Source organism: Streptomyces globosus (genome assembly GCF_003325375.1).
GTDB classification, from domain to species: Bacteria; Actinomycetota; Actinomycetes; order Streptomycetales; family Streptomycetaceae; genus Streptomyces; species Streptomyces globosus_A.
Window position 1 is genome coordinate 412,960 of the sequence record NZ_CP030862.1, and the last position, 22,041, is coordinate 435,000.

Sequence of the window (22,041 nt, forward strand, 5' to 3'; positions counted from 1 at the left end):
AGTTGGCCGTTCAGGCCGCGCACCGCTCACGCCTCTCGTACCGGATGGTGGGGTCACCGCGGTGGTCACCGCGCTCCAGCGCGCGCATGTCCAGGTTCCGGTTCTCCAGCTCCTGCCGGAGCCGGGCCAGTGCGCGGTGCAGGGTGCTCTTCACAGTACCCGTGGACATGCCCAGCGCGGCAGCGGTCTCCTCCGTGCTCATCTGCTCCCAGTGTCGCAGCACGACGACGCTGCGCTGCTTGGGGGCGAGCACCTTGAGGATGTCCATCAGCAGGGCGCGGTCGGCGCGCTGCTCGGTGCCGTCCTCGACGGAGGCGTCCGGGAGCTGTTCGGTGGGGACCTCCTCCAGCTTGCGGGCGCGCCACCACTCGGTACGGGTGTTGATCATGACGCGCCGCAGGTAGGCGTCGGCCAGGGACTTGTCGGCGATGCCGTCCCAGCGGCCGTAGGTGCGCACGAGGGCGGTCTGGAGCAGGTCCTGGGCGTCGGTGGGGTCCGGGACCAGGCGCCGGGCGCTGCGCAGCAGCGCGTCCTGCCGGGTGCGTACGTACTCCTCGAAGCCGAGTACCTCGCCGTGCGCCATCTCCGACCGCCTCCGTTCCGTGCACCGCTCGTCCGCTGCAACGGACCCGAAGGTACGGAGGCGTTGTCACGAGCCTGTGCGGGCCAGCCTGCGGTGGGCGCACGGACACCCATAGGTTGTGTAACAACGCCCGTGAGCTGGGCTTTCGCCGAGAAAAGCGGAATGGATCAGTCAGTCGGAGGCGGGATGCTGCGGCAGCCGGTACATGCCGCCGGACAGCGGTTCCACCAGCCCGTCGGCCACGAGCCCGTCCAGCGCGCGGGCCCGCTGTACGGGCTCGTTCCACACCGTGTCCAGCACCGCCTGGGGAACCGGCCCGACCGCGTCCCGCAGCACCGCGAGGAGCTTGCCGCGGACCTGCCGGTCCGTCCCCGCGTACGTCTGCCCGCGCCGCGGCGGCCCGTCGTGCGCGGGCTTGCCGGCCAGCCGCCACGCGCACTGGCCGGCCACGGGGCAGCGGGCGCAGTCGGGGTTGCGGGCCGTGCACACCAGGGCGCCGAGCTCCATGGAGGCCGCCGCCCAGCGGGCCGCGGTCGCCTCGTCCTGCGGCAGCAGCTCGCGGGCCAGGCGGCGCTCGGCCGCGGTGGTCGCGTTCGGCGGGTACTCGACGCCGGTCCGCGCGCGGGCGAAGACCCGGCGGACGTTGGTGTCGAGCACGGCGTGCCGCTGCCCGTACGCGAACGAGGCCACCGCGGCCGCCGTGTACTCGCCGATACCGGGGAGCGCCAGGAGCTGCGCGTGGTCCCGCGGCACGTCGCCGCCGTGCCGCTCCGTTATGGCCACGGCCGCTCCGTGCAGCCGCAGCGCGCGCCGCGGGTACCCGAGCCGCCCCCAGGCGCGTACGGCCTCACCGGGGGCCTCGGCGGCCAGGTCGGCGGGGCGCGGCCAGCGGGCCAGCCACTGCCCGTACACGGGCAGGACCCGGCTCACGGGTGTCTGCTGGAGCATGAACTCGCTGACCATCACACCCCACGGGCCGGCCTCGGGGCGGCGCCAGGGCAGGTCGCGGGCGTGCTCGTCGAACCAGTCGATGACCGGCGCGTGCAGCGGGTGGGGGGCCGCCGGGGCGCCGGCGGCACCGGGGGAGCCGGCGGGTGCGGTGGTGGTCGTCCGGGATGCAGTCATGGCTACCGCATCCTGGCACGTTTCAGGTCCGGCGTGCGGAGCCCGGACCGGTGAACCACATGGCCGTCGCGTTGCCGCTCGCCCGCATGGACGCGGCGATCCGGCCGACCGGCCCGGTCAGCGCCAGGACGAAGAGGGCGGCGACGATCCCGCCGCCCACCAGGCCCACGGCCACGTCGTGCGGGTAGTGCACGCCGACGAAGACCCGGGAGTACGCCATCAGCACCGCAATCGGCAGGGTCAGCAGCACCAGCCGGCGCAGCGCCAGGGCGAGGGCGACGGCCGCGGCGCCCGCGATGGCGGAGTGGTTGCTGGGGAAGGACCAGTCGCCCGGCTCCGGGCACACGGAGAGTGAGGCGGCCGCATTCGCGACGGCCCGGCAGGGCCGCTCCTCCTGGACGAGGACCTTCACGGTCTCGGAGACCACGTACGCGAACGCGGTGGCGAGGGGCGCGAGGACCGCGAGGGACACCGCCCGCGGGCTGCGCTGCCCGCGGGCGCGCCACCACACGGCTATGAAGAGGAAACCGAATATCAGCAGCCCGAGTTCGGTCCACACTTCGAACGCCGTCTGCACCCAACCGGGTGCCGAGCGGGCGGAGTCGGTGATGTCGCGGTAGAGGTCCGAGGTGTCCATGGTGACCGACCGTACTCAACGCCCGCGGGCGGCCGCGTGCCACCCCTGGCTGATAGTCCTCCCCGCGCCCTCCGCCTCCAGGATGATCATCGGCAGAACCGGGCGGATGTGCGGCATGTAGGGCGCGGTTCGGGCCCCGGATTCTCGTAGAGTTCCGTCCGTGGGATCTATGCGCAATCCGGTCGGGCCGCTCCCCTCCTCCATCTACTGGCGACGGAGGGCCGTCCTGGCGTCCGTCGTGGCGCTCATCGCGCTGCTCGCCGTATGGGCCGTCAGTTCCGGTGGCGGCACCTCCAGTACGAACGGGAAGGGCCAGGACGGACCCGACCCGGCGGCCTCGATCACACCCGGGCCCTCGGGCACCGGGCCGGCGATCAGTCAGGCCCCGGGCGGGCGAACCGAGTCGGGCGCCGGAACCGCCAAGAACGGTGAACCAAGCTCCGGTTCGGGCGGCGGCGCGGGCTCCGGCGCCGACTCCGGCTCCGCGGCGGGCGCGGGCGGCGGCGCCGGTGCGGCCGGCGGCGCGGCCGCGGCGCAGGTGCCGGCGGACTCCCCGCTGCCGACGTGCTCGACGAGCGCCCTCCAGTGGGAGGTCAAGAGCGCCAAGAACGAGTACGAGGCGGGCGAGAAGCCGCGTCTGGAACTGATCGCCCGCAACATCACCGGATCCACCTGCAAGGTCGATCTCGGCCCCAGGCAGGCCGTCGTGACGATCCTCCAGGCCGGCACCAGCAAGGCCGTCTGGTCCTCGGCGGACTGCCCGCAGGGCGCGGGCACGGCGTTCTTCCGCGTGCCGGCGCAGGGCGAGACCAGGCACACCGTCGAGTGGGACCGCAAGCCGAGCGCCGCCGACCAGTGCCAGACGCCCCCGCAGGGCGCGGCCGTCCCCGACACCTACGTGGTGGAGGCCAAGGCCCCGGGACTGCCGGTGGCGCGGACCTCGTTCGTGCTGAAGCCGGAGTAGGCGCGGCGGGGGCCGGGAACGCCGGCCCCCGTGGGCCCCGCCCCCGCCCGCGTCCGTCAGACGTAGCGTTCCAGGATCGAGGACTCCGCCAGGCGGGACAGCCCCTCGCGGACGCTGCGGGCGCGGGCCTCGCCGACCCCGTCGACGGCCTGGAGGTCGTCCACGCCGGCCGCGAGCAGCTTCTGCAGCCCGCCGAAGTGCTCCACCAGCCGCTCGATGATCGCGCCCGGCAGCCGCGGCACCTTCGCCAGCAGCCGGTAGCCGCGCGGCGACACCGCCGAGTCCAGCGTCTCGGGCGAGCCCGTGTACCCCAGCGCCCGCGCCACGATGCCCAGCTCCAGCAGCTCCGGGTGCGTCAGCGCGTCCAGGGCCGGCAGAGCCTCCTCGACGGTGCGCGACCGCTTCGCCGTCGGCTCGGGCACGTAGTCCCGGATGACGAGCTCCCGCTCCTGCTCGATCCCGACCGTCAGCTCGTCCAGCTGGAGCGACAGCAGTCGCCCGTCCGTGCCCAGCTCGACCACGTACTCCGCGATTTCCGTCGCGATCCGGCGGACCATTTCCAGCCGCTGCGCGACGGCCGTGACGTCGCGCACCGTGACCAGGTCCTCGATCTCCAGCGCCGACAGCGTGCCCGCGACCTCGTCCAGCCGGAGCTTGTACCGCTCCAGCGTGGCGAGCGCCTGGTTGGCCCGGGACAGGATCGCGCCCGACTCCTCCAGGACGCGGCGCTCCCCGTTCACGTACAGGGCGATCAGCCGCATCGACTGCGAGACGGACACGACGGGGAACCCGCACTGCTTGGAGACGCGGTCCGCGGTGCGGTGCCGGGTGCCGGTCTCCTCCGTCGGGATCGAGGCGTCCGGGACCAGCTGCACGCCGGCCCGCAGGATCTTGGTGAGGTCCTTGTCGAGGATGAGTGCGCCGTCGAGCTTGCACAGCTCCCGCAGCCGGGTCGCGGTGAACTCCACGTCCAGGACGAAACCGCCCGTGCACATCGCCTCGACGGCCTTGTCCATGCCGAGGACGATCAGGCCGCCGGTGTTGCCGCGGACGATCCTCTCCAGGCCGTCGCGCAGGGGCTGGCCGGGTGCGACCGCGCTCAGGGAGGCACGCATCATGGCCTCCTGCCTGGAGCTCGCGCCCGACTTCCCGGATGCTGCTGCCCCGTCCTTGGCTGCCACTGCACTCCTCCGGTCGCGGGTTGCGCCGCCTGCGTAGGGCCGGGCGGACCAGCACAAAGTCTACCGGCGCCCGCTGCGCGCCCGCCGTGGCTTCGCCAGGTGCGCCCCGGGGGACCCCCGCACACGCCCGCCCGCAGGCCCTCCCGGGGCTATTCGCGGGCCGTCTCGCGGGCCGTCTCGCGGGAGCGCCGGCGGGGCAGAACGCGCAGCGCATCGCCCATGTCCGCGACCTCCGTGACCTTCATGCCGGCGGGCACCTTCCCCGGGTCGGCGGGCACCAGCGCGTGCGTGAACCCGAGCCGGTGGGCCTCGGCGAGGCGCCTCTGCACGCCGGTGACCCGGCGGACCTCGCCGGCCAGGCCGACCTCCCCGATGGCGACCAGGTTCTTCGGCAGCGGGACGTCGCTCGCGGCCGAGGCGAGCGCCAGGGCGACGGCCAGGTCGGCGGCCGGCTCGGTCAGCTTCACCCCGCCCACGGTGGCGCTGTAGATGTCCCGCTTGCCGAGCGCGGTGATCCGGCCGCGCTGCTCCAGCACGGCCAGCATCATCGAGACGCGGGAGGTCTCCAGCCCGGAGGTGGTCCGCCGCGGGGAGGGGATCTGCGAGTCGACGGTCAGCGCCTGCACCTCGGCGACCAGCGGCCGCTTGCCCTCCAGGGTGACGGTCAGGCAGGTGCCGGGGACGGCCTCCGCGCGGCGGGTCAGGAACAGCCCGCTGGGGTCGGCGAGGCCGGTGATGCCCTCGTCGTGCAGTTCGAAGCAGCCCACCTCGTCGGTGGCGCCGTACCGGTTCTTCACGCCGCGCACCAGGCGCAGCCGGGCGTGCCGGTCGCCCTCGAACCCGAGGACGACGTCCACCAGGTGCTCCAGCAGCCGCGGGCCGGCGATGGCGCCGTCCTTCGTGACGTGGCCGACGAGCAGCGTCGACATGCCGCGCTCCTTGGACGCCCGGATCAGGGCGCCGGCGACCTCGCGGACCTGGGCCATGCCGCCGGGCGCCCCGTCGATCTCGGGGGAGGCGACGGTCTGGACGGAGTCCAGGACCAGCAGCGAGGGGTTCACGGCCTCGATGTGGCCGAGGACGGCCGACAGGTCGGTCTCGGCGGCGAGGTAGAGGTGGTCGCTGAGCGCGCCGATGCGGTCGGCCCGCAGCCGCACCTGGCTCGCGGACTCCTCCCCGGTGAGGTACAGGGTGCGGTGGGAGGGGCCGGAGGCCTTGGCCGCCACGTCCAGCAGCAGCGTCGACTTGCCGACGCCCGGCTCGCCGGCGAGCAGGACGACGGCGCCGGGGACGAGGCCGCCGCCGAGCACCCGGTCCAGCTCGTCGACGCCCGTGCTGCGGGCGGTCGCCGTCCTGCCGTCGACCTGCGCGATCGGCAGCGCGGCGGTCGAGACGCGGCCGGGCGCGGTGGTCCGCACGGCGGCCGCCCCCATCTCCTCGACGGTGCCCCACGCCTGGCACTCGGGGCAGCGCCCGAGCCATTTGGCGGTGGTCCAGCCGCACTCGGTGCAGCGGTAGGAGGGCCGGTCCTTGGCGGACGAGCGGGATGTACGGGCAGCCATGGCGCCCACCGTAACGGCAGGCGCCGACAGCCCGGCGTCAGTCGGGCGGTCAGCGGCTGTTCGATCTCGTCACCCGTAAGGGCTAAAACAGCTCAAGGCTTCACGGCTCCCGGCGGGCTGCCGCCTACCTTCGCCAGGGTGAACAGCAGCAACCAGGAAAGCCCCGCCCGGCGCTCCGGCGCGCAACGGGCGCACGGGCGCACGCCCCCCGAGGGGCGCGAAAGAGAACAGGCGCCCCCCTTCCGGCACGAGCCGTACCTGGACGGCCTGTTCACGTACTGCCTGTCCGTCCTGTGCGACCACGACACGGCCACCGACGTCCTCGCCGACGTCCTGGCCGTGGCCGAGCGGCACCCCGGCCGCTGCCCCGACGAGAGCGACCGCCGCGCCTGGCTCTACGCCCTCGCCCGCTGGGCCTGCCTGCGCCGCCTCGCGGAACGGCAGGGGACCCGGCAGGGGACCCGGCAGGGGGCGCACACCGCCCGGCGTGCGCCGGAGCACACCGAAGCGCACCGCGCCCCCGGCGACCGCCCCCGCGACACCGCCGCGCACCGGCGCACCGAGCTGGCCCGGCTCGCCTGGCCCGAGGCCGCCGGCACCACGCCCGAACAGCGAGAGGCCCTCGAACTCGCCGTCCGCCACCGCCTCGGCGTACCCGAGCTCGCCGCGGTCCTCGGCACCCCCGAGGCCGGCGCCCGCGAACTGCTGGCCGGCGCGGCCTGCGAAGTGGAGCGCACCCGCGCCGCCCTCGCCGTCGTCGAGACCGGCGGCTGCCCCTCCGTCTCCCGGCTCACCGGCGGCGGGCAGCTCCTGCTGTCCACCACCCTGCGCACCGAGCTCGTCCGGCACGTGGACGACTGCCCGCGCTGCCGCCGCCTCGCCGAACGCGTCGACGCCGCCTCCCCCTGGCCGGGCTCCTGCGGCATCGAGGCGGCCCTTCCCCTCGTCCAGGCCCCCCGCACCGCCGTGCACGCCGCACTCCAGCGGCCCGGCCGGAGCCGCGGCCGGCCCGCCCCGCGCTTCGACCGCACCGGCTTCCCCGTGGACCCGCGCGACCGGGCCGCCCGCCGCGACCGGCTGCGGGCCCGAGCCGTCACCACCACCGTCGTCGCGACCGTCGTCGCAGCGCCCGTACTCGCCCTGTGGACGGCCCACCGCGGCGGCCCCGGCACCGGCGAACCCGCCGGCGCCGACGCCACGCGGATCTCGGCCGGCGAGGCGGAGCTCCCGCCGGGCCGGGCGGGCGGCAGCCCCATGCGGGCGTACGAGAACACCGGCGGAACCGGCCGCACCACCGGCGCCCCCGGCTTCGCCGGACCCTCGCCCTCCGTCTCCGTCGAGGTGATCAGCACCGGCGCCCCGGCCGCCCCCGACCGGCCCGGCGCCCCGGGCCGGCTCACCGTCTCCGCCTCCGCCGACGGCGCAACGACCGTGCTCACCCTGACCGCCTCCGGCGGGGCCCCGGTGCACTGGCGGCTCTCCTCCGACGGCCCCTGGCTCCGCGCGAGCCGGACCGCCGGCACGCTGGCGCCGGGCGACTCCGCCCGGATCCTGATCACGGTGGACGGCGCATCCGAGCCCGTCGGCCCCTGGACCGCCCGCGTCGGCGTCGACCCGGGAGGCGCCGTCGTCGCCGTACGCGGCAGCGGCCGCCCCGCACCGGCCGGAAGCGAGCCCCCCGCCCCCGAGCCGACGCCGACGCCCACCCCGACACCCACCCCCGAACCGACCCCGACCCCGACCCCGACGCCGACACCCGAGCCGACACCCTCCGGGACCCCCGAGCCCACGCCCACCGCCACGCCGGACGACCCCGGAGGAACGGTTCCCCCACCCCCCGCCGACCCCGCTCCGTGACCGCCGCGCCCCGCCCACGAGGTGCGCGCACAGATCAGCGCGGCCACCCTGGAACCAGCGGGGGACCCCGGAGGACCAGGAGGTCCGGATGAGCATGCTGGACAAGCTGAAGCAGATGCTGAAGGGACATGAGTCCACGGTCGACCAGGCCGTCGACAAGGGCGGCGACATGGTCGACAAGAGGACGCAAGGCAAGTACGCCCGCCACGTCGACACGGCCCAGGAGCGGCTCAAGGACCAGTTCGGCACCACCGGCCGCGACCAGAACCCGCCCCCGCCGCCCGCCCCGCCGCAGCGCTGACCGCCCCGGCGTCCCGGGCGGCCGGCCCGGCACCCGGGCCGGCCGCCCGCGCTACCCCGCCGCCGGCGGGCCCGGCGGGTCCGCCGGGTGCGGCGCCATCGGCAGCAGCGACGCCAGCCGGGCCTCGCACAGCCGCACCAGCTCCGCGTACGCCTCCGCTCCCATGAGCTCGACCAGCTCCGCCCGGTACGACACGTACACCGGCTGCCCGGCGCCGTGCGCCGACGTCGCCGACGTGCACCACCAGTGCAGGTCGTGCCCGCCCGGCCCCCAGCCCCGCCGGTCGTACTCGCCGATGGAGACCTGCAGCACCCGCGTGTCGTCCGGCCGGTCGATCCACTCGTAGGTGCGCCGGATCGGCAGCTGCCAGCACACGTCCGGCTTCGTCTCCAGCGGCTCGCGCCCCTCCCGCAGCGCCAGGATGTGCAGCGAACAGCCCGCGCCCGCCGGGAACCCCGGCCGGTTGAGGAAGATGCACGCCCCCTCCCACCGGCGGGTCTGCCGCTCCCCGTCCTCGTCCCTCTGCACCCACCCGGTGCCGGTGCCCACGTCGTGGAACTGCCACAGCTCCGGGGAGAGCCGGGCCACGTGTTCCGCGACCCGCTTCTCGTCGTCCTCGTCCGAGAAGTGCGCGCCCAGCGTGCAGCAGCCGTCCGAGGCCCGGCCGGCCTGGATGCCCTGGCAGCCGCTGCCGAAGATGCATGTCCAGCGCGAGGTCAGCCACGTCAGGTCGCAGCGGAAGACCTGCTCGTCGTCCGCCGGGTCCGGGAACTCCACCCACGCCCGGGGGAAGTCGAGGCCGGTCTCGTCGCCCGCGGCCGCGGCGGGTCCTACCGCCTCGGCCTTCTTGCCGCTCTTGCCGTTCTTGCCGCTCTTGGGCTTGTCGGCCTTCTTGGTGTGTGGCACGCAACCAAGCCTATGCCGCTCTTCGGGCACCCCCGGCTCCCGCCGCACAGTAGCGTTTCCCCTTATGAGACTCGGTGTCCTCGATGTGGGGTCGAACACGATCCACCTGCTGGTGGTGGACGCGCACCCCGGCGCGCGCCCGCAGCCGGCGCACTCGCACAAGGTCGAGCTGCGCCTCGCCCAGCTGCTCGACGAACACGGGGCGGTCACCCGCGACGGCATCGAGCTCCTCGTCTCGGCGATAGCCGGCGCGGCGCAGGCCGCCGAGGACAAGGGCTGCGAGGACGTCCTGCCCTTCGCGACCAGCGCCGTGCGCGAGGCCACCAACGCCGACGAGGTGCTGGCCCGCGTCAAGGCCGAGACCGGCGTCGACCTGGCCGTCCTCAGCGGCGAGGACGAGGCGCGGCTCACCTTCCTCGCCGCCCGCCGCTGGTTCGGCTGGTCGGCGGGCCGCCTGCTCGTCCTCGACATCGGCGGCGGCTCCCTGGAGATCGCCTACGGCATCGACGAGGACCCGGACGCGGCCGCCTCCCTCCCGCTCGGCGCAGGCCGCCTCACCTCGGCCTGGCTGCCGGGCGACCCGCCGGAGCCGGCCGACATCCGCGCCCTGCGGCGGCACGCGCGGGCCCAGATCGCCCGCGTCGTCCGCGAGTTCAGCCGCTTCGGGACCCCCGACCACGTCGTGGCCACCTCCAAGACGTTCAAGCAGCTGGCCCGCATCGCCGGCGCCGCCCGCTCCGCAGACGGCCCCTACGCGCAGCGCGAACTCTCGCGCAAGGCACTGGAGGAGTGGGTGCCCAAGCTCTCCGAGATGACCGTCGAGCAGCGCTCCACCCTCCCGGGCGTCTCCGAGGGCCGCGCCGCCCAGCTGCTGGCCGGGGCTCTGGTCGCCGAGGGCGCCATGGACCTCTTCGGCATCGACGAGCTGGAGATCTGCCCGTGGGCGCTGCGCGAGGGCGTCATCCTGCGCCGCCTGGACCACCTGCCCACCTGATGCCGCGCCCGGCCCGGCCGGCCGCGGCGGCCGGTCTGCCCCCGGCCGCGCGGGGCCCGTACCCTGTCCCCGTGGCAGAACCCGTCCGCGTCCCGACCGCGAAAGTCGCCCTCTCCACCGCCTCCGTCTACCCGGAGTCGACGGCGACCGCCTTCGAGATCGCCGCGCGCCTCGGCTACGACGGCGTGGAGGTCATGGTCTGGACGGACCCGGTCAGCCAGGACATCGACGCGCTGCGCCGCCTCTCCGACCGGCACGGCGTGCCGATCCTCGCCGTCCACGCGCCCTGCCTGCTGATCACCCAGCGCGTCTGGTCGACCGACCCGTGGATCCGGCTCCGGCGGGCGCAGGCCGCCGCCGAGCGGCTCGGCGCGAGCACCGTCGTCGTCCACCCGCCGTTCCGCTGGCAGCGCCAGTACGCCCGGGACTTCGTCACCGGCATCTGGCGCATGGCCGACGAGACCGGCGTCCGGTTCGCCGTCGAGAACATGTACCCCTGGCGCTACCGCGACCGCGAGATGCTCGCCTACGCGCCCGAGTGGGACGTCACCAAGGACGACTACCGGCACTTCACCGTCGACCTGTCGCACACCGCGACCGCCCGCACCGACGCCACCGCGATGGTCGACCGGATGGGCGACCGCCTCGCGCACGTCCACCTCGCCGACGGCAACGGCTCCGCGAAGGACGAGCACCTCGTCCCCGGCCGCGGCACCCAGCCCTGCGCCGAGCTGCTGGAGCGGCTCGCCGCGAACTCCTTCGACGGGCACGTCGTCATCGAGGTCAACACCCGCAGGGCCATGTCCTCCGCCGAGCGCGAGGCCGACCTCGCCGAGGCCCTCGCCTTCACCCGGCTCCACCTGGCCACCGCCCCGGCGCGCCGCCCGTGACCGGAAACGCTGCGCAGGCGGGCACCGCCCCCGCCGCGCCCGCCCGGCAGCGGCACCTGACCGAGGACTGACCCTCCCGTCCCGGCATCCGGACCGGCTGTCCGCATCCCGGTCCGGGGGCGTAGCCTCGTAACCGAGCCATATCCGCAGTCGCGGCGGCGCCCCGGCGCCACCGCACTCATGGGGAGTGAACCCGATGCCCGAGCTGAGGTCCCGCACTGTCACCCACGGCCGCAACATGGCGGGCGCCCGCGCCCTCATGCGTGCGTCGGGCGTAGCGAGCGAGGACATCGGGAAGCCGATCGTCGCGGTCGCCAACTCCTTCACCGAGTTCGTCCCCGGCCACACCCACCTCGCGCCGGTCGGCCGGATCGTCTCCGACGCCATCCGCGCGGCAGGGGCCGTCCCCCGTGAGTTCAACACCATCGCCGTCGACGACGGCATCGCCATGGGCCACGGCGGCATGCTCTACTCGCTGCCGTCGCGCGACCTGATCGCCGACTCCGTCGAGTACATGGTCGAGGCGCACTGCGCCGACGCCCTGATCTGCATCTCCAACTGCGACAAGATCACCCCGGGCATGCTGATGGCCGCGATGCGCCTGAACATCCCGGTCGTCTTCGTCTCCGGCGGCCCCATGGAGGCCGGCCAGGCCACCCTCGTCGACGGCACCGTCCGCAAACTCGACCTGATCAACGCCATCGTCGACGCGGTCAACGAGAACGTCTCCGACGAGGACGTGCTGCGCATCGAGGAGAACGCCTGCCCCACCTGCGGCTCGTGTTCCGGCATGTTCACCGCCAACTCGATGAACTGCCTCGCCGAGGCCATCGGCCTCGCCCTCCCCGGCAACGGCTCCGTCCTCGCCACCCACACCGCCCGCCGCGCCCTCTACGAACAGGCCGGCCGCACCGTCGTCGAGATCACCAAGCGGTACTACGAGGACGGCGACGAATCCGTCCTCCCCCGCAACATCGCCACCCGCGAGGCCTTCGAGAACGCCATGGCCCTCGACATCGCCATGGGCGGCTCGACCAACACGATCCTGCACCTCCTGGCCGCCGCCCAGGAAGCCGGCCTCGACTACGACCTGAAGGACATCGACGCCGTCTCCCGCCGCGTCCCCTGCCTGGCCAAGGTCGCCCCGAACGTCGCCCCCGGCGGCACCTACTACATGGAGGACGTCCACCGGGCCGGCGGCATCCCCGCCATCCTCGGCGAACTCCACCGCGGCGGCCTCCTCAACAAGGACGTCACCACCGTCCACTCCCGGGGCCTGGAGGACTGGCTCGCCACCTGGGACGCCCGCTCCGGCACCGCCTCCGCGGAGGCGATGGAGCTGTGGCACGCCGCCCCCGGATGCAAGCGCTCCGCGACGGCCTTCTCCCAGTCCGAGCGCTGGGAGTCCCTCGACCTCGACGCCGAGAACGGCTGCATCCGCTCCGTGCAGCACGCGTACAGCAAGGACGGCGGCCTCGCCGTCCTCAAGGGCAACATCGCCGTCGACGGCTGCGTCGTGAAGACCGCCGGCGTCGACGAGTCGATCTGGACCTTCGAGGGCCCGGCCGTCGTCTGCGAATCCCAGGACGAGGCCGTCGAGAAGATCCTCTCCAAGCAGGTCAAGGAGGGCGACGTCGTCGTCATCCGCTACGAGGGCCCCAAGGGCGGCCCCGGCATGCAGGAGATGCTCTACCCGACCTCCTTCCTCAAGGGCCGCGGCCTCGGCAAGGCCTGCGCCCTGATCACCGACGGCCGCTTCTCCGGCGGCACCTCCGGCCTGTCCATCGGCCACGCCTCCCCGGAGGCCGCCTCGGGCGGCACGATCGCCCTCGTCGAGGACGGCGACCGCATCCGCATCGACATCCCGAACCGCTCGATCGACCTCCTCGTCGACGAGGCCGTGCTGGAGGCCCGCCGCGAGGCCCTCGGCGGCGTCTACGCCCCGAAGAACCGCGAACGCAAGGTCTCGGCCGCCCTCCGCGCCTACGCGGCGATGGCGACGAGCGCCGACAAGGGCGCGGTCCGCGACGTCTCGAAGCTGACGGGCTGACGCACCCACCGCGAAGCCCCGGCCGCCGCACCTGCGGCGGGCCGGGGCTTCCGTGCACCCGGGCCAGGTCAGGGCTGGGTGAAGTGGCCGAGCAGGTCGGCGATCACGTGCGTGCTGCCGCCGAAGCTGTTCCACACGGCCGCACCGCCGCCCGAGACGGGCGTGGTGACGTGGTTGGGGACGGTGTCCCCGGGCCGGGTGTTCACGCTGCTGGCCGCGGGGCGCGCTGCGCCGGCCGCGTAGACGGTGAGGAACCCGGCGCCGGTGGACTCGGTCGCCGTCACGTTGAGGACGGCCCCGACGGCACCCGCCGGCAGGCCGGTGACCGCGGCGGTCGCACCCGGGGCGAGCCTGCCGGTGGTGCGGGTGTCGGCGAGGCGCTTGGGCACTGCGGGGGTGAACAGGGCCCGGCCGTCCTTGCCGTACCAGCCGACCGCGTCCACGACGACGTGGGTGGAGCCGGTGTTGGTCCACAGGGTGATGGTCCCGTCCGGGCCGACGGGAACGATCGCCTGGTTGGACTTGTCCTTGCCGGGCTCGACGTTGAGGTTCGAGGTGGCCGGCCGCCGCGCCGGATCGGGGTAGGCGATGACGTGCGCGTCTGCGGTGGCGCCCGTTCCCGTCAGGTTCAGCGCGACCGCGGTCGCGCCGGCCGGGATACCCGCGGTTCCGGCGACCTTGACCGTGCGGATCTGCCCGCCGCCCAGCGCGCCGCCCGCTGTGCGGGTGTCGGCGAGGCGGGTCGGGGCGACCGGCGTGAACCGGTGGCCGGCGCCGGGCTGGTAGTAGCCGGCGAAGTCGACGACGAGTTCCGCCCGGCCCGAGTTGAGCTGCGCCTGTATCCGGCCGTCGGCGCCGACAGGCACGGTGACCGTGTTGGAGGACGTGCCGCCGGCCCGGACGTTCACGTTGGACGTCGCGGGCCGCGGCTGACCCGACGGCCACACGCTCAGGTGCGTGTCCTCGGTCGCGCCGGTGACGGTCACATTGAGGACGGCGGCGGCCATGCCGCCGGAGAGGGCGTGGCCCGGCACGGCCTGCCCGACGGGCAGCGCCACCTGGACGGGCCCCCCGCTGTGGAGGGCGCTGCCGGTGGTGCGGCTGTCCAGCAGCCGGAACGGTGCGACGGCGGTGTACGCGGACGGCGCGTAGTCGACCTGCACCCTCCGGGTGGCGGTGGTCTCCGTCCCCTGCGAGTCGCGGACGGTGACGGTCACCCCGTAGGTGCCGGGGCGGGCGTAGGTGTGCTCGACGGGGCCCGTGTGCTCGGTGCTCGTCCCGGAGCCGTCCCCGAAGTCGACATGCACGAACCGCACGGGCCAGGGAGCCGTCGTGCCGGACGGGTCGATCCGCACCGTCAGCGGCCGTACGTGGCTGCTCGGGTCGGCCGAGGCCGGCAGGACAGGCTCGGCGGTGAAGGCCGCGGCAGGCGGGGTGGCCGCGGTGACCCGAACGGTCCTCTCGTCGGAGAAGGTGGTTCCGCCGCCGTTGACGCCCGTCACCGTGACCTTGCACTCGCACGGGGAGCGGTACACGTGCGAGGCGCGCGGCGCACCGTCCCCGGAGTCGACCGCGGCGACAGGGGCGCTGCCGTCACCGAAGTCGACCCGGTAGCTCATCATCGTCGGCCACTTGCTGTCCGAGTACGCCCGCACCTCGACGGGGGTGCCGGCCGGCGCCCAGGACGGTTCGACGTCCATCCACACCTTGGACAGGAAGTCGTGCGTCTCGCGGGCGCCGCGGTCGAGGTACCCGCCGTTGCGCCCGGTGTTGGGCACCCGGGGGTCGTCGGACATCGGGTAGCCGTCGTAGTCGGTGGTGGTCACGCCGGGAGCCGTCGCGTCGGCGGAGTCGACGGCGAGCGAGACGCTCGCTTCACGGGGATCCGAGGTCAGCAGGTCGTGGGCGCCCTGGCCGGTCGCCGCGCGGAAGGCTTCGGGCGTCGGATGGACCGCGCCGGACCAGGCGTACACCTGCTGCAGCGGGGCATTCGCGATGGTCAGGTTGTAGTCGACGCGGGTGCCCTCGACGGCACCCGGTGCGACCGCGATGCCCTGGCGGGGCTCGGCCGACTTGCAGTGGTCGGAAGTGCGGCTGTTGTGGAGCACGTTGTTGAAGAGTCCGCTGCCGGTCGAGCCGCCGCCGACGGAGGCCATCGCCCCGCAGTACCCGACGATCATGTTGTTGGTCAGGATCGTTCCGGGCGCGTCCACCGCGGTGACGGCCTGACCCCGTGAGCCGATGAGCATGCTGCGGCTCACGACGGTGTCGCGGGAACCGCCCGCGATCCGGACGCCGGCGATCTCGCTGCGGACGACCTGCACGTCCGTGCTGCCCTCGACGAGGAGTGCGTCGGGAAGGTTGCCCTTCGTCACGGAGACGCCCTCCAGCCGGATCCCGGCAGCACCGCTGATCGTGACGCCGCCGAAGGCGCGCAGACCGCTGAGCCGGACGTGGGAGGCTCCACGGATGGTCACGGCCCTGGTGTAGGCCGGCTCCGCGTGACGGCGGTCCCCGACCGGATCCAGGGCGAAGGCGATCGGCCGTCCCGGCTCGCCGGACCGGTCGATGGTGACCGACTCGTCGTACTGCTTCCCCGGCCTGATCTTCACGGTCTGCCCCGGCTGCACGACCTTGGCCGCGGCCGAGAGCGTGCAGTACGGGACGGCCTGCGAACCGGGGCCGGCGTCGGAGCAGCGGGAGGCGTCGCGGTTGTCGACGTAGAGCGTGGACGGCGTGTCGGCGGCGGCCGCGGCGCCGGGCATGCCGAGGAGGGTGACGAGGCCTGCGGTCAACAGGGTCGCCACGCGGGTGGGACGCACCAGAGGAGTTCCTTAGCGCACGGAAATGGGCGTGGACCACGAAGGGTGCGGTGCACGGCGCGCCGGCGGCCCGGCCTGTTCCCCCCGGCCCCCCGGCCGTGCGCCCGCTGGTCCACGGAGACGGAGATCATCATCCCTCCTCGGAGATGCGGCTGTCACCTCGGGAGTGGCGCACGCACGGCCGAATGCGCAGGCCGCGGGCTCGCGGGGGCCGCGGGCCGCTCTACCAGGCGGCCGGGCGGGCGGCGTCCTCAGCGAAGACCGTGCCGTCCGGGGCGGAGGCGAAGACGCGGCCGGCCACCGCGACCGGGGCCGGCAGGGCTGCCGTGAAGGTGTTCGGGGCGGCCGCCATACGGGGCTTCGTCTGGCCCAGCAGGCGGCCCGCGGCCGCGTCCACCGCCAGCAGGCGGCCGTCCGGCGCGGACAGGAAGACGCGGCCGTCCGCGAAGACCGGCCGGGACGCCACCGCCAGGCCCGTCTCCAGCCGCCACTGCTCCTTCGCCGGGCCGATCGCCGCCAGGCCGCCCGAGGCGCCGAAGGCGTACACGACGCCGTCCCCGCCGACCGACGCCTGCGTCTGGTAGAGCGGGGTGCCCGGGCGGACCCGCTTCACGGCGCGGGTGCCGAGGTCGATCCGGACGACCGCCTCCGTCTTCCCCTCCAGGTCGCTGTCCAGCAGGAACAGCCCGCCCTGCGCCGCCCCGACCGGCTGGAGCAGCCCGGCCGTGCGCAGCTGCCAGCGGGCCGCGCCGGTCGCCGGGTCCACCGCCGCCACCCGGGTCGCGGAGCCGTCGCCGTCGGGCACGGCCGCGTACAGGGCGGGCCCCGCGGGATCCTGCGTGCCGCCCCACCACTGCGTGCCGGTGCCGCCGACCTGCCTGGTCCAGCGGACCGCGCCGGTCGCCGGGTCCAGCGCGGTCGCCGTCCCCGACGCCGACACGGCGAGGACGTGCCCGCCCGCCGCGACCGCCCGGGCGCCGCCCGGCAGCGGGTGCCGCCACCGTTCCGCACCCGTGTCCGGGTCCCGCGCCTGGAGCAGGCCGGCGCCCGGCGCCGCGGTCAGGACGAGCCCGCCCGCCAGCAGCGGGGCCTCCTGCGCGGTCCCGGGTGCGCTCCGGCCGGCGGCCGGCACGCTCCACACGGCCGTCCCGTCCGCCGCGTCGAGCCGTACCGCGGCCAGGCCCGCCCCCGCGCAGTACAGGGCCGTTCCGTCCGCCGCGCACGCGGCGCCCGCACCGCCCTGAGCCGGTCCGCCCGGAGTGACCGCCCACGGGGCGGGCGGCTGCTGCGGGGGCGCGCTCCGGCCGGCGGTACGGGCGGCCAGCGACTCCCCGCCGTCCGAGCCGGCCGCGTACACGCCGCCCGCCGCCAGGGCGGACGCCGCCAGCACCGCGGCCGCGACGGCACCGCGCCGCCGCCGCGACCAGCGCCGGGCGCGCGGCCGCGGCCCGCCGGCCTCGCCCGGCCCCCCGGCGCCGCCGTCCCCGCCCGCGCCCGCCCCCGGCTCCGGCTCCGGCTCCGGCGCGCGGCTCCGTACGTGCGTGGCGTCCTCGGCGCCGGCCCGCCCCACCGCCTCCGCGGCCGGGCGGGGCCGCGGCTGCGGGATGAACGCCTGCGTGTCCTCGGCGGTCGGGTACGCGACCGCCCGCACCTCCGCGATCAGCTCCCCGGCGGTGGGCCGGTCCGCCGGGTCCTTCGCCAGGCACCGCGCCACGACCGGGGCGAGCCGCTCCGGCAGCCCGCTCAGGTCGGGCTCGCCGTGCACCACCTGGTACGCGACGAGGTAGTGGCTGTCGGAGTCGAACGGCCCGCGCCCGGTCGCCGCGTGCACCAGCACCGCCCCCAGGGCGAAGACGTCCGCGGCCGGGCCGACCTCGCGGGGCCGCTGGAACTGCTCGGGCGCCATGTAGGGCGGCGTCCCGATCAGCTTGCCGGTCTCCGTGCGCAGCTGGCTGTCCGCGGGCCGGGAGATCCCGAAGTCGATGACCCGGACCCCGTCGGGCGCCATCAGCACGTTCCCCGGCTTGAGGTCCCGGTGCACGACGCCCGCCCGGTGGATGTCCCGCAGCGCCTCCGCGAGCCCGGCGGCGAGCCGCGTCAGCTCGGCGGCGTCCAGGACCCGCTCGCGGACCCGCTCGGCGAGCGTCGGCGCGTCGATGAACAGGGTCGCCATCCAGGGCCGTTCGGCGTCCGGGTCGGCGTCCACGACGGGCGCCGTGAAGGCCCCGCTCACCCGCCGCGCGGCGGCGACCTCCTGGCGGAAACGCGCCCGGAACTCGGGGTCGACCGCATGCTGCGGATGCACGATCTTGACGGCGAGTTTCAGCCCCGACCCGGACGTGGCGAGATGGACGACGCCCATCCCCCCGGAGCCGAGCACCCCTTCGAGCCGGTACTGCCCGGCGTACTCCGGAAAGCCCACCCAGTCCGCACGCCGCGACTGCACCGCTCCACCACCCCCGACGGAGCCTAGTCGATGCCCCGTACGGGGCCACAAGGGTCCTGCTACCCTGCGCGGGTTGCGCACCGCAGCATTTCCGGGGGGAGATCACGCATGTCCGTCGAGAACGATTCCGGCCAAGTCCAGAGCACGGCGTCCGGCTCCGGCTTCCCGACCTTTCCGATCGCTCCGGGCTACCGGGTGAACGTCCGCAGCGGGCCGGGCACCAACCACTCCATCGTCCGCGTCCTGCCGTACGGCGCATGGGTCGGCATCCGCTGCCAGTGCAGCGGGACGACCGTGACGGGCCCGTACGGCACGTCGAACATCTGGGACTGCATCGGGAACGGCGAGTTCGTCTCCGACGCGTACGTGAAGACCGGCAGCGACGGCTACGTCGCCGGCCTCTGCGGCTGACCCGCCCGCACGGCGGCCCCGGGGCGACAGCACCCGGGGCCGCCGCCGGCCACCCGGTCACCCGTCCGCCGCGTGAGACGCCCCGGCCGGGCCGCGCCCGCCGGGGGATAATCGCCGGTGTGAGCGACGACCAGCCCGAGAAGACCCCCGCCGCGCCGGCCGCGAAGGCCCCGGCGGCGCCCGCCGGAGGCCCCGAGCCGGAGCCGATCCGCTTCTTCGGCACCACCTGGCTCCACCACGACGGCGGGTACGCCCTGCGCCGGGTCGCCGCCGGCGCCGGCTCGATCATCACGGCCGCCGCCGCGGCAGTCCTGCTCCGCCTCTCCTACGAGGGCCTGGAGATCGGCAACGCCGGCTCGTTCCTGAACATCTCCGTCGTCGTCCTCTTCGCGATCTGCAGCGCCATCGCCTTCGTCAAGACCTGGGACTCCTTCAGCCGCCGGCCCGCGCCGTCCTCCGACGAGGCCGCGCTCAAGGGCCTCAAGACCATCGGTTTCATCGGCTCCCTCATCGCGTACTTCCTGCGCTGCTTCGCCGAAGCGCCCGGCGAGGGCCTGCGCCGCGCCGAGTACGAGCGCGCCGTCGCCGAGTACGAGCGCCGCCGCAGCTCCCGTGCGGGCAACCCGGCCGCGCGCGGGCCCAGGCGCAAGCGGTAGCCGAGACGGCATCGCGGCATCGCGGCCCGCCGCCGCACCCTCTGACCGCACTGCGGACACTCCCTCGCCGCCGGGCCCGCGAGTGCAAGGATGAGCAGGTGGGAGGGCGCGCCCGCCCGTGCGCCCGCAGCAACAGCAGCAGAAGCCAGCCAGCTCGACGAGGTGACACCGCATGACCCAGACAGTCGCAGTCCTCGGTACCGGAAAGATCGGCGAGGCCCTGCTCAGCGGCATGATCCGCGGCGGCCGGCCCGCCGGGCAGCTCCTCGTCACCGCCCGCCGCCCCGAACGCGCCGAGGAACTGCGCGCCCGCTACGGCGTCGAAGCCGTCAGCAACGCCGAGGCCGCCGAGCGGGCCGACACCCTCATCCTCACCGTCAAGCCGCAGGACATGGGCCGCCTCCTCGACGAACTCGCCCCCCACGTCCCCGCGGACCGCCTCGTCATCAGCGGCGCCGCCGGCATCCCCACGTCCTTCTTCGAGGAGCGGCTCGCCGCCGGCACGCCCGTCGTCCGCGTCATGACGAACACGCCGGCCCTCGTCGACGAGGCGATGTCCGTCATCTCGGCCGGCAGCCACGCCACCGCCGAGCACCTCGCCCACGCCGAGGAGATCTTCGGCGGCGTCGGCAAGACCCTCCGCGTCCCCGAATCCCAGCAGGACGCGGCGACGGCCCTGTCCGGCTCCGGGCCCGCCTACTTCTACTACCTCGTCGAGGCCATGACCGACGCCGGCATCCTCCTCGGCCTGCCGCGCGCCCAGGCGCACGACCTCATCGTCCAGGCCGCCATCGGAGCGGCCGTCATGCTCCGCGACAGCGGCGAGCACCCGGTCAAGCTCCGCGAGGCCGTCACCTCCCCGGCCGGCACCACGATCAACGCGATCGTCGAACTCGAACGCCACGGCGTCCGCGCCGCCCTCATCGCCGCCCTCGAAGCGGCCCGCGACCGCAGCCGCGAACTCGCCACCGGCAGCAGCTGACGCCGGCCGGAGCCGGGCCGGGGCGGAAGCGGACCCAGTCCCGCCCCGGCCGCGCCGTCCTCCGCCTCAGGGCGCCAGGAGCCCGATCGCCTCGTACGCCCGGTCCACCACCGGCCGCGCCAGCGCCCTCGCCCGCGCCGCGCCCTCGCGCAGCACCCGGTCCACCGCCGCGGGATCCGCGGCCAGCTCGGCGTGCCGCTCCCGCAGCGGCCGCAGCACCTCCACCACCGCCTCGGCCACGTCCCGCTTCAGGGCCCCGTACCCGGCGTACCCGTCGGCGAGGGCCGCCGGGTCCCCGCCCGTACAGGCGGCGAGGATGTCCAGCAGGTTCGCGACCCCGGGCCGCCCGGCCCGGTCGTACACGACGCCGCCGTCCCCGCTGTCGGTGACGGCCCGCATCACCTTCCGCCGTACCACCTCGGGCTCGTCCAGCAGGAACACCACCCCGGGCCCGTCCCCGAACGACTTGCCCATCTTCGACGTGGGGTCCTGGAGGTCCATCACGCGCGCCGCCACCGCCGGGTGGACCGCCCGCGGCACCGTGAACGTGTGCCCGTACCGCTGGTTGAAGCGGACGGCCAGGTCCCGGGTCAGTTCGACGTGCTGCCGCTGGTCCTCCCCGACCGGCACCTCCCCGGCCCCGTACGCGAGGATGTCGGCCGCCATCAGCACCGGGTACGTCAGCAGCGACAGCCGCACCCCCGCCCCCGCACCCCTGGCCTGTACGGCCTTCTCCTTGTACTGGACCATCCGCCGCAGCTCGCCGTCGGTGGCGGTGCACTCCAGCAGGTACGCAAGCCGTGTGTGCTCGTCGACGTGGCTCTGGACGAAGAGGGTGCACCGGTCGGGCGACAGCCCGGCCGCCAGCAGCAGGGTCGCCGCCTGCCGGCTGAGCCTGCGCACCCGCGCCGGATCGTGCTCGACGGTGAGCGCGTGCAGGTCGACTACGCAGAACAGGGCGTCGTCGGGTTGGTGCTCGGCCTCGACCCACTGCCGTACGGCCCCCAGGTAGTTGCCCAGCGTCAGGTGGCCGGTCGGCTTGATCCCGCTGAAGATCCGCGTCATGTCGGTGTCTCTCCCTGTCCGTGTCGGTGTGGCGGCCGCCGGCTGGTGGGGCGGCCAGGCCACTCCGCGGATGCGGGGAGGAAACGAAAAACGGCCGCCGAGGCGGCGGCCGTGAGCGCGTACGTGCTCGCGTGGTGGATCGGCCGCCGTCAGGCGGGCCACCAGCGAAGGTTCGGCACGAGTGCGCGCGTGGTCATGACGGCCACAGTAGCGGCCGACGGGCCGCCCGGCGCGGGAGTTGACACACCCTTGCGCCATCCGTAAGGTTCTTCGAGTTGTCCGACGTGAGCGCTGACTGCGGTCGGTCCCCGGACAGCCATTCCGCACCACACACCTGAGCGAACGGCGCGCTGTGCCGTCTCGTTTTCATGCGTGTTTGCGAATGGGGAATCCGCGTTCCAGGACGCAGCCGCCGATTGGCATCGGGGGCGAGGAATCCGCTAATGTCTCACAACGCCGCAGGGGCCCAACGGCCCCCAAGGCGAATCCCGCTGACTGGGAGTCAGCCCCGAGAGGGTCTGATAGAGTCGGAACCGCCGGAAAGGGAAAGCGCGAAAGCGAAAACCACGGAAAGCGGAGCGCGAAAGACTCTGATAGAGTCGGAAACGC

At 74.7% G+C, this 22,041-nt stretch carries 18 protein-coding genes; 9 read left to right on the forward strand and 9 right to left on the reverse strand.

What is annotated here, in order from left to right; translation table 11 throughout:
- Positions 1 to 10: 10 nt before the first annotated feature.
- The 3 genes from C0216_RS01975 to C0216_RS01985 all read right to left on the reverse strand — a co-directional run bounded on the left by C0216_RS01975 (position 11) and on the right by C0216_RS01985 (position 2,345).
- Positions 11 to 583 (reverse strand): SigE family RNA polymerase sigma factor, encoded by a 573-nt coding sequence (locus C0216_RS01975; RefSeq protein WP_114053583.1) that lies wholly within the window; start codon positions 581 to 583, stop codon positions 11 to 13.
- Between the two features lie 171 nt (positions 584 to 754).
- Positions 755 to 1,708 (reverse strand): A/G-specific adenine glycosylase, encoded by a 954-nt coding sequence (locus tag C0216_RS01980; protein ID WP_114053584.1) that lies wholly within the window; start codon positions 1,706 to 1,708, stop codon positions 755 to 757.
- A 22-nt stretch (positions 1,709 to 1,730) separates the two neighbouring features.
- Positions 1,731 to 2,345 carry a phosphatase PAP2 family protein gene (locus C0216_RS01985; RefSeq protein WP_114053585.1) on the reverse strand — a complete coding sequence of 205 codons (615 nt, stop codon included), beginning with the start codon at positions 2,343 to 2,345 and terminating at the stop codon, positions 1,731 to 1,733.
- Between the two features lie 169 nt (positions 2,346 to 2,514).
- Here C0216_RS01985 and C0216_RS01990 point away from each other — a divergent pair, with 169 nt between their 5' ends.
- Positions 2,515 to 3,309 carry a hypothetical protein gene (locus C0216_RS01990; protein ID WP_342777142.1) on the forward strand — a complete coding sequence of 265 codons (795 nt, stop codon included), beginning with the start codon at positions 2,515 to 2,517 and terminating at the stop codon, positions 3,307 to 3,309.
- 56 nt (positions 3,310 to 3,365) lie between these two features.
- Here C0216_RS01990 and disA read toward each other — a convergent pair whose 3' ends face one another.
- Both disA and radA read right to left on the reverse strand, forming a co-directional pair.
- Entirely contained in the window at positions 3,366 to 4,490 is a 1,125-nt protein-coding gene (disA, locus tag C0216_RS01995; RefSeq protein WP_114053587.1) for a DNA integrity scanning diadenylate cyclase DisA, read from the reverse strand.
- Positions 4,491 to 4,639: 149 nt separating this feature from the next.
- A complete protein-coding gene (gene radA / locus C0216_RS02000; RefSeq protein ID WP_114053588.1) occupies positions 4,640 to 6,052 on the reverse strand; it encodes a DNA repair protein RadA in 1,413 nt (470 codons plus the stop codon).
- Positions 6,053 to 6,190: 138 nt separating this feature from the next.
- Here radA and C0216_RS02005 point away from each other — a divergent pair, with 138 nt between their 5' ends.
- Together C0216_RS02005 and C0216_RS02010 are read left to right on the forward strand one after the other, a co-directional pair.
- Positions 6,191 to 7,909, forward strand: coding sequence for a BACON domain-containing protein (locus C0216_RS02005; protein WP_114053589.1), 1,719 nt, complete (start codon positions 6,191 to 6,193; stop codon positions 7,907 to 7,909).
- 88 nt (positions 7,910 to 7,997) lie between these two features.
- On the forward strand, positions 7,998 to 8,210 hold the full coding sequence (locus C0216_RS02010; protein WP_114053590.1) for an antitoxin: 213 nt from the start codon (positions 7,998 to 8,000) through the stop codon (positions 8,208 to 8,210).
- Between the two features lie 51 nt (positions 8,211 to 8,261).
- On the opposite strand, the gene C0216_RS02015 is transcribed toward C0216_RS02010, so the two are convergent.
- Positions 8,262 to 9,116 carry a hypothetical protein gene (locus C0216_RS02015; protein ID WP_114053591.1) on the reverse strand — a complete coding sequence of 285 codons (855 nt, stop codon included), beginning with the start codon at positions 9,114 to 9,116 and terminating at the stop codon, positions 8,262 to 8,264.
- Positions 9,117 to 9,180: 64 nt separating this feature from the next.
- On the opposite strand from C0216_RS02015, the gene C0216_RS02020 reads away from it, so the two are divergent.
- The 3 genes from C0216_RS02020 (at position 9,181) to ilvD (ending at position 13,050) form a co-directional block, all read left to right on the forward strand.
- Positions 9,181 to 10,110 carry a Ppx/GppA phosphatase family protein gene (locus C0216_RS02020; RefSeq protein ID WP_114053592.1) on the forward strand — a complete coding sequence of 310 codons (930 nt, stop codon included), beginning with the start codon at positions 9,181 to 9,183 and terminating at the stop codon, positions 10,108 to 10,110.
- 71 nt (positions 10,111 to 10,181) lie between these two features.
- On the forward strand, positions 10,182 to 11,000 hold the full coding sequence (locus C0216_RS02025) for a sugar phosphate isomerase/epimerase family protein (RefSeq protein ID WP_114058395.1): 819 nt from the start codon (positions 10,182 to 10,184) through the stop codon (positions 10,998 to 11,000).
- Positions 11,001 to 11,196: 196 nt separating this feature from the next.
- Complete coding sequence (gene ilvD, locus C0216_RS02030; protein WP_114053593.1) at positions 11,197 to 13,050, forward strand: dihydroxy-acid dehydratase; 1,854 nt, start codon at positions 11,197 to 11,199, stop codon at positions 13,048 to 13,050.
- A 68-nt stretch (positions 13,051 to 13,118) separates the two neighbouring features.
- Here ilvD and C0216_RS02035 read toward each other — a convergent pair whose 3' ends face one another.
- Both C0216_RS02035 and C0216_RS02040 read right to left on the reverse strand, forming a co-directional pair.
- Positions 13,119 to 15,872: a PKD domain-containing protein gene (locus C0216_RS02035; protein WP_114053594.1), complete on the reverse strand. Its 2,754-nt coding sequence runs from the start codon at positions 15,870 to 15,872 to the stop codon at positions 13,119 to 13,121.
- Between the two features lie 223 nt (positions 15,873 to 16,095).
- Positions 16,096 to 18,318: a protein kinase domain-containing protein gene (locus tag C0216_RS02040; RefSeq protein ID WP_246042273.1), complete on the reverse strand. Its 2,223-nt coding sequence runs from the start codon at positions 18,316 to 18,318 to the stop codon at positions 16,096 to 16,098.
- Positions 18,319 to 18,426: 108 nt separating this feature from the next.
- On the opposite strand from C0216_RS02040, the gene C0216_RS02045 reads away from it, so the two are divergent.
- The 3 genes from C0216_RS02045 to proC all read left to right on the forward strand — a co-directional run bounded on the left by C0216_RS02045 (position 18,427) and on the right by proC (position 20,367).
- On the forward strand, positions 18,427 to 18,729 hold the full coding sequence (locus C0216_RS02045) for a peptidase (protein ID WP_114053595.1): 303 nt from the start codon (positions 18,427 to 18,429) through the stop codon (positions 18,727 to 18,729).
- Between the two features lie 119 nt (positions 18,730 to 18,848).
- A complete protein-coding gene (locus C0216_RS02050; protein WP_114053596.1) occupies positions 18,849 to 19,385 on the forward strand; it encodes a hypothetical protein in 537 nt (178 codons plus the stop codon).
- Positions 19,386 to 19,557: 172 nt separating this feature from the next.
- Complete coding sequence (gene proC / locus C0216_RS02055) at positions 19,558 to 20,367, forward strand: pyrroline-5-carboxylate reductase (protein ID WP_114053597.1); 810 nt, start codon at positions 19,558 to 19,560, stop codon at positions 20,365 to 20,367.
- Positions 20,368 to 20,433: 66 nt separating this feature from the next.
- On the opposite strand, the gene trpS is transcribed toward proC, so the two are convergent.
- Positions 20,434 to 21,432 carry a tryptophan--tRNA ligase gene (gene trpS, locus C0216_RS02060; protein WP_114053598.1) on the reverse strand — a complete coding sequence of 333 codons (999 nt, stop codon included), beginning with the start codon at positions 21,430 to 21,432 and terminating at the stop codon, positions 20,434 to 20,436.
- Positions 21,433 to 22,041 lie beyond the last annotated feature (609 nt).